This is a genomic window from Paraburkholderia sp. UCT2, from assembly GCF_014397665.1.
In the GTDB taxonomy this organism is placed as follows: Bacteria; Pseudomonadota; Gammaproteobacteria; order Burkholderiales; family Burkholderiaceae; genus Paraburkholderia; species Paraburkholderia tuberum.
The window spans coordinates 12,578-26,872 of sequence record NZ_VZQO01000011.1 but is presented as its reverse complement, the minus strand read 5'-3'; the positions used below and the strand labels follow the sequence as shown (position 1 = coordinate 26,872).

Below are 14,295 nucleotides of genomic sequence, written 5' to 3'. Positions count from 1 at the left end.
AGCATACCGGCAAGGCGCACGCATTGCGCGCCGTCGAAACGCCACGACACCAAACCGGGAGAACACAGATGATGCGCAACACGCAGATCACACCGCTGGCCGCTTCCGCATCGCTTCTCGCCGCCATTACGCTGATTTCCGCGTTGGGCACGTGCGGCAGCGCGTTCGCGCAAGGCGCGCCGCAGGCGATCACCGAAAAACGCACGGACGTCGTGCAGCTCGCGAGCGGCTATCGCGCGTCGAAGCTGTCGGGCGCGGACGTGTACAACCGCAACAAGGACAACATCGGCACGCTCGATGATCTGATCGTGTCGCCGGGCACCGAGCGCACCACGTATGCGATCCTGTCGGTCGGCGGCTTTCTCGGCATGGGCAAGCATCTGGTCGCCGTGCCGTTCAACGATCTGCAGATCGACAACCGGCGCGTCGTGCTGCCCGAGGCGACGAAGAAATCGCTCGAGGCGTTGCCGGAGTTCAAGTACGCGAATTGAGCGCGGCGTTGCCGCGTCGAATCGATCGACCCGGCAACGGGCCATCCATGCACATCCGTTCAGGGGCGTAGTCAGCCGAGCAGCTTGTCGGGCGTAATGGGCAAATCGCGGATGCGTTTGCCGGTCGCATGCCAGATCGCGTTGCACACTGCCGCGGCCACGCCCACCACGCCGATTTCGCCGACACCTTTGACGCCGAGCGGATTGACGATGTCATCGCGCTCGTCGACGAACAGCACGTCGATCTCGTGAATGTCGGCATTCACCGGCATGTGATATTCGGCCAGGTTGTGATTCATCTGCCGCCCGAGCGCGTGATCGAACTGGCCGTGCTCGTGCAGCGCCATGCTGATGCCCCACACGACGCCGCCCGCGACCTGATTGCCCGCCGTCTTCGGATTGACGATGCGTCCCGCCGCGACCGCGCTGACCACGCGCGTCACCCGCACAGTGCCGAGCGCTTCGTCGACGCGCACTTCGGCGAACACCGCCGAATGCGTGCCCATCGAATACGCCTGCTGCTTTTCGTGCGGCTTCACGCTGGCCTGCTCTTCGAGTTCGTCCAGCCCGGCGCGCTGCAACAGCGTCGCAATCGCGATCGAGTCGTCCTCGTGTGGGCCGCACACGAGCCGGTTGCGCTCGCGCCGTACGTGTTCGCGAGTCGCCGACGCGAACCGTGGCCCGCCATGTTCGCGCGCCAGTTCAACCAGACGGTTGTGCAGGCGCGTACACGCGGCATCGACTGCGCTGCCCACCGACGACACCGTCCACGATCCGCCTTCGATCGGCGCCTTCGGCAGCCGGGTGTCGCCGAGTTCGAAGCTGACGTCGCCGAGCGGCACGCCGAGCGCATCGGCGGCGATCTGCGTCATCGCGGTGTAGGTTCCGGTGCCGATATCGGCGGTCGAGCTCGACACGCTGACGCGGCCATCGGGCGTCAACACCGCGCGTGCGGCCGCTTCGTTCTGCATCGCGTCCCACGCACCGGTCGCCATGCCCCAGCCGATCAACTCGTTGCCGTCGCGGCGTGCGCGCGCCTCGAGCGGCCGCCCCGCCCAGCCGAAGCGGGCCGCGCCTTCCCGATAGCAGTCGCGCAGCGCCTTGCTCGAAAACGGCAGATTCCTGTTCGCGTCGCGCTCCGCATAGTTGACGAGCCTCAATTCGAGCGGGTCCATCCGCAATGCCTCGGCCAGTTCGTCCATCGCGACTTCGAGCGCAAAGAGCCCTTGTGTCGCGCCGGGCGCGCGCATGTCGGCCGGTGTCGGCACGTCGAGCTTCGCGACCCTGTAGCCCATCGACACGTTGTCGCATCGATACAGCTGCCCCGCCCAGTTGACCACCACGTCGCAGTAGTCCTCGTAGCGCGAGGTTTCCGACACCGCCTCGTGGATCACCGCCTGCAGGCGGCCATCCGCCGACGCGCCGAGCGCGACGCGCTGCACCGTTTGCGGACGATGCGCGAAGGTGAACATCTGCTGCCGGGTCAGCGTGACGCGCACGGGTTTGTTCAGTTCGCGCGCGGCCATTACCGCGAGCGCCAGATGATATTGCGGCCTCAAGCCAGAGCCGAACGCGCCGCCGACGAACGGCGACACCACCTGCACTTCGTCGTCTTTCAAACCGAACACACGCGTCAGATAGCCCTTCGTATTGACGACGCCCTGAGTCTTTTCGTAGACGGTCAAGCGTCCTTGCGCATCGGGCACCACGGTGCATCCGTGCATTTCCATCGGATTGTGATACTCCGGTGGTGTCGTGTAGAACGCGTCCACGCGCGCCTTTGCATCGGCCAAGGCCTTGCGTGGGTCGCCACGCTCGGGCGGAGGCGGATCGAAGCCGCCCTTCTCGGCCGACGGCGGCACGGCGCTCATCAACGCTGCTTCGATATCGGTCTGGTGCGAGCCGGCCTCGTAACGCACCTGCACCAGCGACGCCGCGTAGCGCGCCAGTTCCAGCGATTGCGCGACCACCAGCGCGACCGGCTGCCCGCTGTACCACACGCGCTCGTCCCACAGCGGCCTCAATGGCGTGCCGCCGGGCGCGACCATGTCCTTGAACGCGTCGACGTCCGACGGCAGCGCCGGGCGCTTGCGATGCGTGAGCACGAGCAGCACGCCGGACAGCGCCTCGGCGGCCGAGCTATCGATCGACACGATCTTGCCTGCCGCGATCGTGCCCGACACGACGACGCCATACACGAGCCCTTCGACGCAGAACTCGGCGGCATATTGCGCGGCGCCGGTCACTTTGACGGGCCCGTCCACACGCGAATGCGGCACGCCGGTGGCAGGCTTCGGGCTGCCTGTCGACGGCAAGGGTTCGGCACGGTTCATCGCGCGGCCTCCTCGAACGAACGTTGTGTGGCCTCGCCGAAGGCGCGCACGATCACGCGCGCCGCGAGTTCGATCTTGAACGCGTTGTCGCGCTGAGGGCGCGCACCGCGCAGCAGCGTCGCCGCGAAATCGCGCAACGTTCGCGCGTTCAGCGTCTCGCCGCGCAGTGCGGCTTCGGCGGCGGGATCGCGCCACGGCTTGTGCGCGACCCCGCCGAGCGCGCACCGCGCGTCGACGATGCGCGACTCGTCATCGAGTTCGACACCGACCGCGGCCGACACCAGCGCGAACGCATACGATGCGCGGTCGCGCACCTTCACGTACGCGTGATGCGCGGCAAAGCCTTGCGGCGGCAGTTCGATCGCGGTCACGAGTTCGTCGTCGCGCAGGTTGGTGTCGATCTGCGGCGTATCGCCGGGCAGCCGGTGAAAATCCGCGAACGGCAGCGTGCGTGCGCCGTCGTTGCCGATCAGATGCACGGTGGCGCCGAGCGCCGCCAACGCGACGCACATATCGGACGGATGCACGGCGATGCAGTGCTCGCTGGCACCGAGGATCGCGTGAATGCGGTTCACGCCGTGCAGCGCCGGACAGCCGCTGCCGGGTTCGCGCTTGTTGCACGGCGTGCCCACGTCGTAGAAGTAGTAGCAGCGCGTACGTTGCAGCAGATTGCCGCCGACCGTCGCGACGTTGCGAATCTGCGGCGACGCGCCCACCAGGATCGCTTTCGCGAGCAGCGGGTAGCGTGTCGCGACGGTATCGTCATACGCGAGCGCGCTATTGGTGACGAGCGCGCCGATCTTCAGGCCGCCCTGCGCCGACACTTCGATCTGCCTGAGCGGCAAACGGTTGATGTCGACGAGCAAAGCCGGGCGCGCCACGTCTTCGCGCAGCAGGTCGACGAGATTCGTGCCGCCCGCGATGAACGCGGCGCCCCTGTCCGAGCGATGCCGTTCGAGCGCATCCTGCACCGCATCGGCGCGCGTGTATGAGAAGCGGTTCATGGCCGCGCTCCAGATTTATTCGCGACCGCACTGTCTTGCCTTGCGTCATCGTCACCGAAATGCGCAGCGTCGAGAATCGCCGCGACGATGTTCGGATACGCGCCGCAGCGGCACAGATTGCCGCTCATCTGCTCGCGCACGTCGTCCGCGCAGCGCGCATGTCCTTCTTCGAGCATCGCGTGCGCCGAGCAGATTTGTCCGGGCGTACAGTAGCCGCACTGGAACGCGTCGTGATCGATGAACGCCTGCTGCAGCGGATGCAACGTGTCGCCGTTCGCGAGACCTTCGATCGTCGTGATCGATGCGCCGTCGTACACGACCGCGAGCGCGAGGCAGGTATTGATCCGCTGGCCATTGACGATCGCCGTACAAGCGCCGCATTGACCGTGATCGCAGCCCTTCTTGGTGCCGCTCAGGTGCGCATGCTCGCGCAGCAGATCGAGCAGCGAGGTCCACGCTTCGACGTCGAAGCGCCGCGTCTCGCCGTTGATCTCGAACGTCAATGCATGCGACGCGGGCGCGTCGGCCCGGGCGGTCTCAGCATCGGGGGTAGCCATCGGATTTCCTCCTCACAAGGCATCGCGCAAGCAGTGCGGCGCGCGACGGAACTCAACGCAACGCAAACCAATGCAAAGCGGCGACAGCGCGCGAGCGCGATGCCGCCGCGGCGTCCGGCGCGTCGCGAGGCAGGCCGACGCGCTCGACGGATCGCTCATTGCCCCGCCCCACTACCCGCGCGCGGCGGCGTCGCGCCTTTGAAGCGCTTGTGGGTGGTGGTGCGGCCATTGCCGCTGCCGGCGACGCCATTGGTGGCGCCCCCCGATTCGCCGACATTGCCGTTCGCGTTGTTCGCGCTGGTCGTATCCGGCGTGCGCGACTCTTCCTGGCTTGCGCCGGGTTGCGCGGCAGACTTGCTGTTTTGCATGGACGGATTGGTACCGGTCTGCGCGAAGCCCGCCTGCGCAAAGCCTAGCGCGAGGCAGCCTGAAACGAGCGCGGCAGCCAGTTTGGCGGATACATCGATCTTCATGGCACTCTCCCTTATGACGTTATGAAAACCCACTGCGCGAACCTCGTACGTGAGCGCAGGCGGCCATGCCGCCATCAGTTCGACAACCTAAATAATCGGCGCGCCGCCCGTTACCGCAATCGTCGCGCCCGAGATGTAGCTCGCTTCATCCGACGCGAGCATCACGTACGCGGCGGCCAGTTCGGCCGGTTGGCCGGGGCGCTTCATCGGCACCTGCTTGCCGAACTGCTCGACCTTGTCTGCCGGCATCGTCGATGGAATCAACGGCGTCCAGATCGGTCCCGGCGCCACGCAGTTCGCGCGAATGCCCTTGTCCGCGAGCAATTGCGCGAGGCCGCCGGTGAAATTCTGGATCGCGCCCTTGGTGGTCGCATACGCGATCAGACCAGGATTCGGATGATCGGCATTGATCGACGACGTATTGATGATCGCTCCGCCCGGCTTCATATGGCGCACCGCCGCGCGCGTGATCCTGAACATCGCGCCGATATTGGTATCGAAGGTCTTGTCCCATTCTTCGTCGCTGATCGCATCGAGCGACGGATAGCTCATCTGATACGCGGCGTTGTTGACCACCACGTCGAGCCGGCCGAATGCCTCGATCGCCTTGTCGACGATCGCATCGCAATGCGTGCGATCGCGGATATCGCCGCCGACCAGCACCGCCTTGCGACCCGCGTCCTCGACCCAGCGTGCGGTCTCGCGCGCATCGTCGTCTTCGTCGAGATAGGCGATCAGCACATCCGCACCTTCGCGCGCGAACGCGATCGCGACCGCGCGGCCGATGCCGCTGTCGCCGCCGGTCACGATCGCCGCCTTGCCTGCGAGACGCCCCGATCCTTCATAGGTTTTCTCGCCGTGATCCGGTTGCGGGTTCATGCCGGCCGTGCGGCCGGGCCTCTGGTCCTGCTGCTGTTCAGGAAACGGCGGTGCCGGACGTTGCGTGTCGCTCATGTCGGATCTCCCTCGGTGCGAATGACCATGGGCGGCGCGCACGAGCGCGCCGCATCATCGGTCTTTCAGCAACGAGTGGGCCTGCGCGCAATAGCGAGAGGAAACTCCTGTGCGCAGGACACGCATGGCTAAAGAAACTGCGCCGGACAGAACGGTGGCGGACAGATGGCAGATAGATGGCAGATCGATGACAAACAGATTCGCAGAGCGACGAGTGCGATTTTCTGGCGGCGACCGTGCAGAAATAACAGAACTGTCAGTAAGTTTTCGCTAACAGCGTGATTCAGATGATGGCTCCGCCGCGTGCAACGCCGCCGCCGATTCGAGCACGCGCAGCAGACGCTCGGGTGTCAATGGTTTAGCGCAGTGCGCGTCGAAGCCAGCGGCCTTCGCGAGCGCGCGATCGTCGCGCGACGCAAACGCGGTACACGCGATCAGCAGCATGTGCGAAGTCTGCGGATGCGCGCGCAGCCGCCGCGCGAGTTCGAGCCCGTCGAGTCCAGGCATCTTGATGTCGAGCACCACCGCGAACGGCTGCCATTCGCGCGCGGTCTCACACACGGCAAACGGATCGTCGAGCGCGCGGCATTCGAAGCCGTCGGCCATCAGTAGCATTTGCAGCGCTTCGGCCGCTTCCCGGTAATCGTCAACTACCAGCACGCGACGATGCGCGGCCATCGCATAGCGGATCGGCCGCCATACGAGCACGTCGTCGCTGCTGTCCACGCTGTCGTTGAACACTGTCATTAGTTCACACCCTTTTACATTCGCCCTGAAGGGCATCCGCGCCACACGTGCAAGATTCGATCCCATTGCGTCTGCCGGACTACGACCGGTTGTTTGTTATTTCCGCTTCGCTCGGACGATGCCGCGGCCAGCACGCCTCGTCGCACATTCCGACGTTGCAATCAGTTGGAATGCGGGATTGAGCGTGCCCATTCATCACGGCGTTTGAATGACGGCGCCTGCGATGTGCGCGCTGCGCAACATCGATCGACGCTCTGTCCTTGTGCGGTCCGTCTCGTTCAGAGGCGTCGCACGATATCGGTATTTCAACGGATTGAGGGGGCCACGCAATGCATGCCGCTATCGCACTTATGGCGCGAATCGATGACGCGGTCTTATCAAAAGAATAAGCGACGATGCCGATAAAAAAATGCTCGACACGTTAGGGGTTTGTGCTCTGCGGGTTATCCCGCACGATTATCGATGAACCCTTTCAGCATCGCAAGCGTATCGGCGGCGTCGATGTGTTTGTCGGTGCGCCAGCGCAGCATGCGCGGAAAACGCACGGCCACGCCGGACTTGTGACGCGAACTTGCTTGTATCCCTTCGAAGCCGATCTCGAACACGAGCGTTGGCGTCACGCTGCGCACGGGGCCGAATTTATCGACGGTGGTCTTGCGCACGATCGCATCGACCCGACGCATCTCTTCATCCGTGAGCCCTGAATAGGCCTTCGCGAACGGCACCAACGTGCGCACGCCGTCGGCCTCGTCCCACACCGCGAACGTGTAGTCCGTGTAAAGACTCGCGCGACGGCCATGACCGCGCTGCGCGTAAACAAGTACAGCGTCCACCGCATAAGGCTCGATCTTCCATTTCCACCACGTGCCCGACGCCTTGGTACGACCAACGCCGTACATCGACTCGCGCTCCTTGAGCATCAAACCTTCGACGCCGCGCGCGCGGCTCTCGTCGCGCAACGCCGCGAGCGCGGTCCAGTCCGCTGCAAGGACGAGCGGCGATATGCGCAGCAGACCACGCGCGAGCGTGCCATCGACGGAGCTGGCCAGCGCATCGAGGCGTGCGCGCCGTTCAGCGAGCGGGTTCATGCGCTGGTCCTGTCCGTTCGCTTCGAGCAGGTCGTATGCGAGCAGCGCGGCGGGCGAATCCGCGAGTATCTTGCGCGTCAGCGTCTTGCGCGCGATGCGCGGTTGCAGCCGCGCGAACGGCAATGGCGCTGCCGCGCCGGGCTCCCACGCGAGAATCTCGCCATCGATCACGTAGCCATCGGGTAATGACTCGCCCAATGCCGCGACTTCGGGAAAACGTTCTGTAATCAGATCCTCGCCACGTGACCACAACCACACGCGGCCGCCGCGTTTGACGAGTTGCGCGCGTATGCCGTCCCACTTCCACTCGATCAGCCAGTGCGCGGGATCGCCGAGCGTCGCCGGATCGCTCTGCAAGGGATGCGCGAGAAAGAACGGATACGGCAGGCCGAGGTCGCTATCGTGTTCAGGCGCGTGCGCTTGCGTATCGTCGTCGGTCTGCGGCGCGATCAGACGCAGATAGCGCGCCGCATCGGGCTTCTGTTGCGAATCGGTCCAGCCGACCATTCGTTGCGCGATCCGCTTGTGATCGACGCCGGCCACTTCGGCGAGCGCACGCACCACTAGTTGCCGCGCGACGCCGACACGAAAGCCGCCGCCGATCAGCTTGGTCAGCAGGAAACGACCGCCCCAGTCGAGTTCGTCCCAGTAGCCGAGCAGACGCCTGCGCAACTCGTCGGGCGGCAGGCCGCGCAGCGGCAGCATGCGTTGCTCGATCCATTGCGTGAGACCCAGTTCGGAGTTGCGCGACGCGGGCGGCAGGATATGCGCGATGGTCTCGGCCAGATCGCCCACCGCGTGATACGACTCCTCGAACAGCCACTCGGGCAAGCCGGCGCGCTCGCGCGCGATTTCGGTCAGCAAACGCGTCGGCACGAGTTGACGCGGCTTGCCGCCCGCGAGGAAATACGACGCCCATGCCGCATCTTCGGGGTCGGCCACCGAGAAATAACTGGTCAGCGCCGCGAGCTTGTCGTGCGTCGACGTGGTCGCATCGAGCGCGGTGTAGAGAGCCGCGAAGCGTTTCATACGGTGCCCGTCATGATTCGCTCGCCGCCGGCGCTTCGTCGGCGCCGGCCGCATCGGCTTCGACGGTATCGTCGCCGTATTGCGTTTCGAACGCGCTGGCGTGCAGGCCCTGCTCGTTGAGCCAGCGCACCATCGGTTCGATCGAGCCATGCGTGACGATCACGCGGGAGGCGCCGCTCTCGCGTATCGCCGTTTGCAAACCCGGCCAGTCCGCGTGATCCGACAGCACGAAGCCACGATCGACGCCGCGCCGGCGACGCGCGCCGCGCAGGCGCATCCAGCCCGACGCGAACGCATCGCTGTAGTCGCCGAAGCGCTTGAGCCACGCGCTGTTCTGCGCGGACGGCGGCGCGACGATCAGCGCCTGTTTGAATACGCCCTTGTCTTTCGCGGCAATCTCGCCGACCAGACCGACCGCCGGCAGACGCACGCCCGCGTCGCGATACGCGCGATTGAGCGGCTCGAGCGCGCCGTGGCAGAAGATCGGCCCGATCGCCGCATCGACACTCGCGAGCACGCGTTGCGCCTTGCCGAATGAATAGCAGAACAGCACCGACGCGCGCCCTTCGGAGGCGTTGTGACGCCACCATGAATCGATCGAATCGAACACGCTTTGCGGCGTATCCCAGCGGTAGATCGGCAGACCGAACGTCGATTCGGTGATGAACGTATCGCAGCGCACCGGTTCGAACGCGGCGCAGGTCGGATCGGCTTCGAGCTTGTAGTCGCCCGATGCGACCCACACGCGGCCCGCGTGTTCGATGCGCACCTGCGCCGAGCCGAGCACGTGCCCGGCCGGATGCAGCGACACGCGCGCCGCGCCGATTGTCAATGGCTCGCCATAGTCGAGCGTGTGCAGCGCGATGCCGGGCAGCCGCGATAGCAGCACGCTCGCGCCCGCGCGCGTGGCCAGGTAGCGCTGATGACCGAAACGCGCGTGGTCGGAATGCGCATGTGTGATCACCGCGCGTTCGACCGGCCGCCACGGATCGATGTAAAAATCGCCGGGCGGGCAATACAGTCCCTCCGGCCGCGCGATCACCAGATCGTTGGCTTGCGGCGCGGTGTCGGTCTGACGCGGCGACTGATCCATCGGCTGTCCTCGGCAAGGGAACGCGATCTTGCGAACGCGGCCAAGCAAACTATATGCCGCGCCATCGATGGCCCCGTTTCTGCTTACGGTATATAAAGCACACAGGCGTGTCGAGAGCGGCTGCCATCCGGCAGTGCCCGGCGCGCACCGCGAGGCCTCATGCCGATCCTGCTCGACCAGCAAGCGCTGTATATCGCCAGACATCCCTGGCGCTTCCTGCTGCAAACGCTGAAAGCGTTTCGCGCGAACCAGGGGCTGCTGCTCGCGGGCGCGGTCGCGTACTACGCGTTGCTGTCCATCGTGCCGCTGCTGATCCTGATCGTCATCGTGTTGTCGCGCGTGGTGCCGCAGCAGTTGGTGCTCGACGCGCTTGCGCATCTGCTGCGCTGGCTCGTGCCCGGACAATCGGCCGCGCTCGTGCGCGAGCTGTCGAACTTCCTGCTGCATCGCGCGGTAATCGGCTGGGTGCTGCTGCTGACGATGATCTTCTTCAGCTCGCTCGCGTTCACCGTGCTCGAAAACGCGATGTCGCTGATCTTCGTGCATCGGGTCGTCGTGAAGCGGCGCCACTTCCTGATCTCGGCGCTGCTGCCGTACTGCTACATCCTGTTTCTCGGCGTGGGGCTGCTGATCGTCACGTTCGTGTCGAGCGCGCTCGACACGATCGGCGCCGAAGGACTCAGACTGTTCGGCCTGCACGTGTCGTTGCAGGGCTTCTCGCGAGTGATGCTGTATCTGTTCGGGCTCGCCGGCGAAATCTTCGTGCTGACCTCGGTGTATCTGGTGATGCCGGTGGGACGGCCGTCGCTCAAACACGCGCTGATCGGCGGCGTGGTGGCCGGCGCGTTGTGGGAGATCACGCGGCACGTGCTGGTCTGGTATTTCGCCACGCTGTCGCAGGTCAGCGTCGTCTATGGTTCGCTGACGATGGCGATCGTGATCCTGCTCAGCTTCGAATGGCTCGCGACACTGCTGCTGTTCGGCGCGCAGGTGATATCGCAATACGAGCGCTTCGGCCACGAACCGCTCGACGCGCCGCAGCCGAGGATCAAGACCGGGTAGCAAGCCATTCGCAAGGAACAAGCCTTGCTCGCCGATACCGACGACGGCCGCCCATTTCGCAGGGCGGCATCGACTGGCTATCGAGGAGCGAGGATCATGGCTGAAACCGTCGGCGACTTCATCATCGGGCGGCTGCACGCATGGGGTGTGCGGCGAATCTACGGCTATCCGGGCGACGGCATCAACGGCGTGTTCGGCGCGTTGAACCGCGCGCAGAGCGAAGCGAAGAAACGCCACAAAAGCACGGATCAGCCGGGCCCGATCGAATTCATTCAGGTCCGTCACGAAGAAATGGCCGCGTTCATGGCCTCCGCGCATGCCAAATTCACCGGCGAGTTGGGCGTGTGCATCGCCACCTCGGGGCCGGGCGCATCGCATCTGCTGACGGGGCTGTACGACGCGCGCATGGATCACATGCCGGTGCTCGCGATCACTGGTCAGCAAGCGCGCGCGGCGATCGGCGGACACTATCAGCAGGAGCTCGATCTGCCCGCGATGTTCAAGGACGTGGCCGGCTCGTTCGTCGGCTTTGCGACGATGCCCGCGCAGGTCCGTCATCTGGTCGATCGCGCGGTGCGCATCGCGCTCGCCGAGCGCGCGGTCACAGCGCTCATACTGCCGAACGATCTGCAGGACATCCCCTATGAGCCGCCGGGGCGCAAGCACGGCACGCTGCATTCGGGCATCGGTTACGCGCGCCCGCGCGTCGTGCCGAGCGACGAGCAATTGCGCCAGGCCGCCGACGTGCTGAACGCGGGCCGCAAGGTCGCGATCCTGGTCGGCGCGGGCGCGCTGCACGCGACCGACGAAGTGATCGCGATCGCCGAGAAACTCGGCGCCGGCGTCGCCAAGGCGCTGCTCGGCAAGGCCGCGCTGCCCGACGATCTGCCGTGGGTGACCGGTTCGATCGGCCTGCTCGGCACGAAGCCGAGCTACGACATGATGACCCATTGCGATACGTTGCTGATGATCGGCTCGGGCTTCCCCTACTCGGAATTTCTGCCGAAGGAAGGCGACGCGCGCGGCGTGCAGATCGACATCAAGGCCGACATGCTGAGCCTGCGTTATCCGATGGAAGTGAACCTCGTCGGCGATAGCGCCGAGACGCTGCGCGCGCTGCTGCCGCTGCTCGAGGAAAAGAAGGATCGGCTGTGGCGCGAGCGCATCGAAGGCTGGGTGTCCGACTGGTGGAAGACGCTGGAGAAACGTGCGCACGAACCCGCGAAAGATGGCCTGAATCCGCAGCTCTCGGTATGGGAGCTGTCGAAGCGCATTCCCTCGAACGCGATCGTCACCAGCGATTCGGGCTCGGTCGCGAACTGGTACGCACGCGATCTGCAAGTGCAGCGCGGCATGATGTGCTCGCTGTCGGGCGGGCTCGCGTCGATGGGCGCGGCCGTGCCCTATGCGATCGCCGCGAAGTTCGCGTACCCCGAGCGGCCCGTGATCGCGCTCGTCGGTGACGGTGCGATGCAGATGAACAACATGGCGGAGCTGATCACGGTCGCGAAGTACTGGCAAGGCTGGAGCGATCCGCGCTGGATCTGCATGGTGCTCAACAATGGCGACCTGAATCAGGTCACATGGGAGCAGCGCGTGATGGAAGGCGATCCGAAGTTCGAGGCCTCGCAGAGCATTCCGTCCGTGCCGTATCACCGCTTCGCGGAGCTGATCGGTCTGAAGGGCATCTATGTCGACAATCCCGATCAGATGGCCACCGCTTGGGACGACGCGCTCGCGTCGAATCGTCCGGTCGTGATCGAGGTGAAGGCCGATCCGAACGTGCCGCCGCTGCCGCCGCACGTTACGCTCGCGCAGGCCAAAGCGTTCGTCGAGACGTTGATGAAGGGCGACCCCGATCAGGGCAACGTGGTGGTCGAAACGGCGAAGCAGGTGCTCGGTGCCGTGCTGCCGGGGCATCACGACAAATGACGCGGTAGCGGCTCGACGACGCGTGTGCGCGCCAACGTTCGACGCAGAACGTGGCTGGTAAAATGGCGCGCGCTCCGTGCACGCGCTCATTGGGTCTGTTTCGCCGCAGGCTATCACGTCGGCCGTTATCTCATGCTCACACACATCCTCGCCGTTTTCGCGGCGGCCCATACTGCGTCATTCGCGCAAGTCACATCATTCGCGTCGTTCGCGTCATCAGGCATGGACGCTCTTGCCCATGCTTGACGAAACCCGCATCGCGCGCGCATTGACCGCGCGCGGCATCTCTGCCGATGCACGGCAGCGCGAGGCCATCGGCGCGCTCGTCGGGTTGGTCGGCGCGCAGCAGCGCGCGCGGCAGGCATGGTCCACCGCCGCGTTCGGGCCGCAAGGCGTCTACTGTCACGGACTGCCGGGCCGCGGCAAGAGCCTCGTCGTCGATACGCTGTTCGAGCTTGCGCCATGCCGCAAACGGCGCCTGCATTTCCACGAGTTCCTGCGCGAGATGAACCGCCGGCTCGTGCACGCGCCGCGTGGCGACGACCGGCTCGGCGACGTGTCGCGGCAATGGCTCGACGGTATCGAGCTGCTGTGCTTCGACGAATTCCATGTGCACGATATCGCCGACGCGTTCCTGATGGGCCGCTTTCTCGACACCGCGATCAACCTGGGCACGCGTATCGTGCTGACGTCGAACTACGCACCGGACGATCTGTTGCCCGACCCCGAGTTTCACGAGCGCTTTCTGCCGACCATCGCGCAGATCAAACGCGGCTTCACGGTGATCCATTTCGACGGCGTGCGCGATTACCGCTTCGGCGGCGAAGCGGCCGAGGTGCCGCGCTTTTTCGCGCCGCTCGACGCGTCGAGCGAGGCCGCGTTGCGCGATATCTTCACGAGGCATGAACGCGACGCCGCGATCGAGCCGGTCAGGCTGAGCGCGGCGGACCGGCCGCTCGAAGCGCGGGCAGCCGGCCGCGTGCTGCTGTGGGCGGACTTCGAGCAATTGTGCGTCGCAAGCCGCTCGCACCTCGACTACCTCGATCTCGCCGAGCAATGGCAAGTCTTGATCGTCGATCGTCTGCATACTGAAGCGCTGAGGCAGCCGCATACGCTGCAGCGCCTCGTCTGGCTGATCGACATCTTCTACGACCGCAAGCGTGCGCTCTTCATCGCCTCCGATCAGCCGATCGAGACCGCGTTGATCGGTCTCGAAGGCGCGCATGATCTGTCGCGTACGCTGAGCCGGCTTGCCGAGATGCAGTCGCGCGCATATCGCAGCACGCTTGAACGAGGCGGCGAGGACAACGCGCAAGACGGCATCAACGCCAAGGCATGATGGCCGGGTATCGGACCCGCGCGCATTTCTGCAATTCTTGCAAAGCGACGGTAAAGCGTGCCAACGCCGTTTCGCGTCGACGCACGCGCCACGGCGCCGGGCGATGCATCGCCGGCCACCCGAAACAAGCCTACACTCAACCATGCCATGCCCCGCGGTACCGGAAAACTCGCCGCCAGATCAGTTCGATGGG

12 protein-coding genes are annotated in these 14,295 nt (G+C 65.3%); 4 read left to right on the top strand and 8 right to left on the bottom strand.

Annotated features, from left to right (window positions below; translation table 11 throughout):
- Positions 1-68: 68 nt before the first annotated feature.
- Entirely contained in the window at positions 69-491 is a 423-nt protein-coding gene (locus tag F6X39_RS11460) for a PRC-barrel domain-containing protein (RefSeq protein WP_187616711.1), read from the top strand.
- A 71-nt stretch (positions 492-562) separates the two neighbouring features.
- Here F6X39_RS11460 and F6X39_RS11455 read toward each other — a convergent pair whose 3' ends face one another.
- The 8 genes from F6X39_RS11455 to F6X39_RS11420 all read right to left on the bottom strand — a co-directional run bounded on the left by F6X39_RS11455 (position 563) and on the right by F6X39_RS11420 (position 9,769).
- Entirely contained in the window at positions 563-2,824 is a 2,262-nt protein-coding gene (locus F6X39_RS11455; RefSeq protein WP_187616710.1) for a xanthine dehydrogenase family protein molybdopterin-binding subunit, read from the bottom strand.
- On the bottom strand, positions 2,821-3,828 hold the full coding sequence (locus tag F6X39_RS11450; protein WP_187616709.1) for an FAD binding domain-containing protein: 1,008 nt from the start codon (positions 3,826-3,828) through the stop codon (positions 2,821-2,823). The genes F6X39_RS11455 and F6X39_RS11450 overlap by 4 nt, the downstream gene beginning before the upstream one ends.
- Positions 3,825-4,385 carry a (2Fe-2S)-binding protein gene (locus tag F6X39_RS11445; RefSeq protein WP_090809927.1) on the bottom strand — a complete coding sequence of 187 codons (561 nt, stop codon included), beginning with the start codon at positions 4,383-4,385 and terminating at the stop codon, positions 3,825-3,827. Before F6X39_RS11445 ends, F6X39_RS11450 begins: the two co-directional genes overlap by 4 nt.
- Positions 4,386-4,540: 155 nt before the next feature.
- Entirely contained in the window at positions 4,541-4,858 is a 318-nt protein-coding gene (locus tag F6X39_RS11440; protein WP_187616708.1) for a hypothetical protein, read from the bottom strand.
- A gap of 87 nt (positions 4,859-4,945) precedes the next feature.
- A complete protein-coding gene (locus tag F6X39_RS11435; protein ID WP_187616707.1) occupies positions 4,946-5,812 on the bottom strand; it encodes a glucose 1-dehydrogenase in 867 nt (288 codons plus the stop codon).
- A gap of 270 nt (positions 5,813-6,082) precedes the next feature.
- The gene (locus F6X39_RS11430; RefSeq protein WP_187616706.1) at positions 6,083-6,559 is read right to left on the bottom strand and encodes a response regulator; all 477 of its coding nucleotides are present in this window, start codon (positions 6,557-6,559) and stop codon (positions 6,083-6,085) included.
- 443 nt (positions 6,560-7,002) lie between these two features.
- A complete protein-coding gene (locus F6X39_RS11425; RefSeq protein ID WP_187616705.1) occupies positions 7,003-8,676 on the bottom strand; it encodes an ATP-dependent DNA ligase in 1,674 nt (557 codons plus the stop codon).
- 10 nt (positions 8,677-8,686) lie between these two features.
- Complete coding sequence (locus F6X39_RS11420; RefSeq protein WP_187616704.1) at positions 8,687-9,769, bottom strand: ligase-associated DNA damage response exonuclease; 1,083 nt, start codon at positions 9,767-9,769, stop codon at positions 8,687-8,689.
- Between the two features lie 159 nt (positions 9,770-9,928).
- Here F6X39_RS11420 and F6X39_RS11415 point away from each other — a divergent pair, with 159 nt between their 5' ends.
- The 3 genes from F6X39_RS11415 to zapE all read left to right on the top strand — a co-directional run bounded on the left by F6X39_RS11415 (position 9,929) and on the right by zapE (position 14,102).
- On the top strand, positions 9,929-10,831 hold the full coding sequence (locus F6X39_RS11415; RefSeq protein ID WP_090809917.1) for a YihY/virulence factor BrkB family protein: 903 nt from the start codon (positions 9,929-9,931) through the stop codon (positions 10,829-10,831).
- 96 nt (positions 10,832-10,927) lie between these two features.
- Positions 10,928-12,763 (top strand): thiamine pyrophosphate-requiring protein, encoded by a 1,836-nt coding sequence (locus F6X39_RS11410; protein WP_187616703.1) that lies wholly within the window; start codon positions 10,928-10,930, stop codon positions 12,761-12,763.
- A gap of 238 nt (positions 12,764-13,001) precedes the next feature.
- Positions 13,002-14,102, top strand: coding sequence for a cell division protein ZapE (gene zapE, locus F6X39_RS11405; RefSeq protein ID WP_187616702.1), 1,101 nt, complete (start codon positions 13,002-13,004; stop codon positions 14,100-14,102).
- Positions 14,103-14,295: the final 193 nt, after the last annotated feature.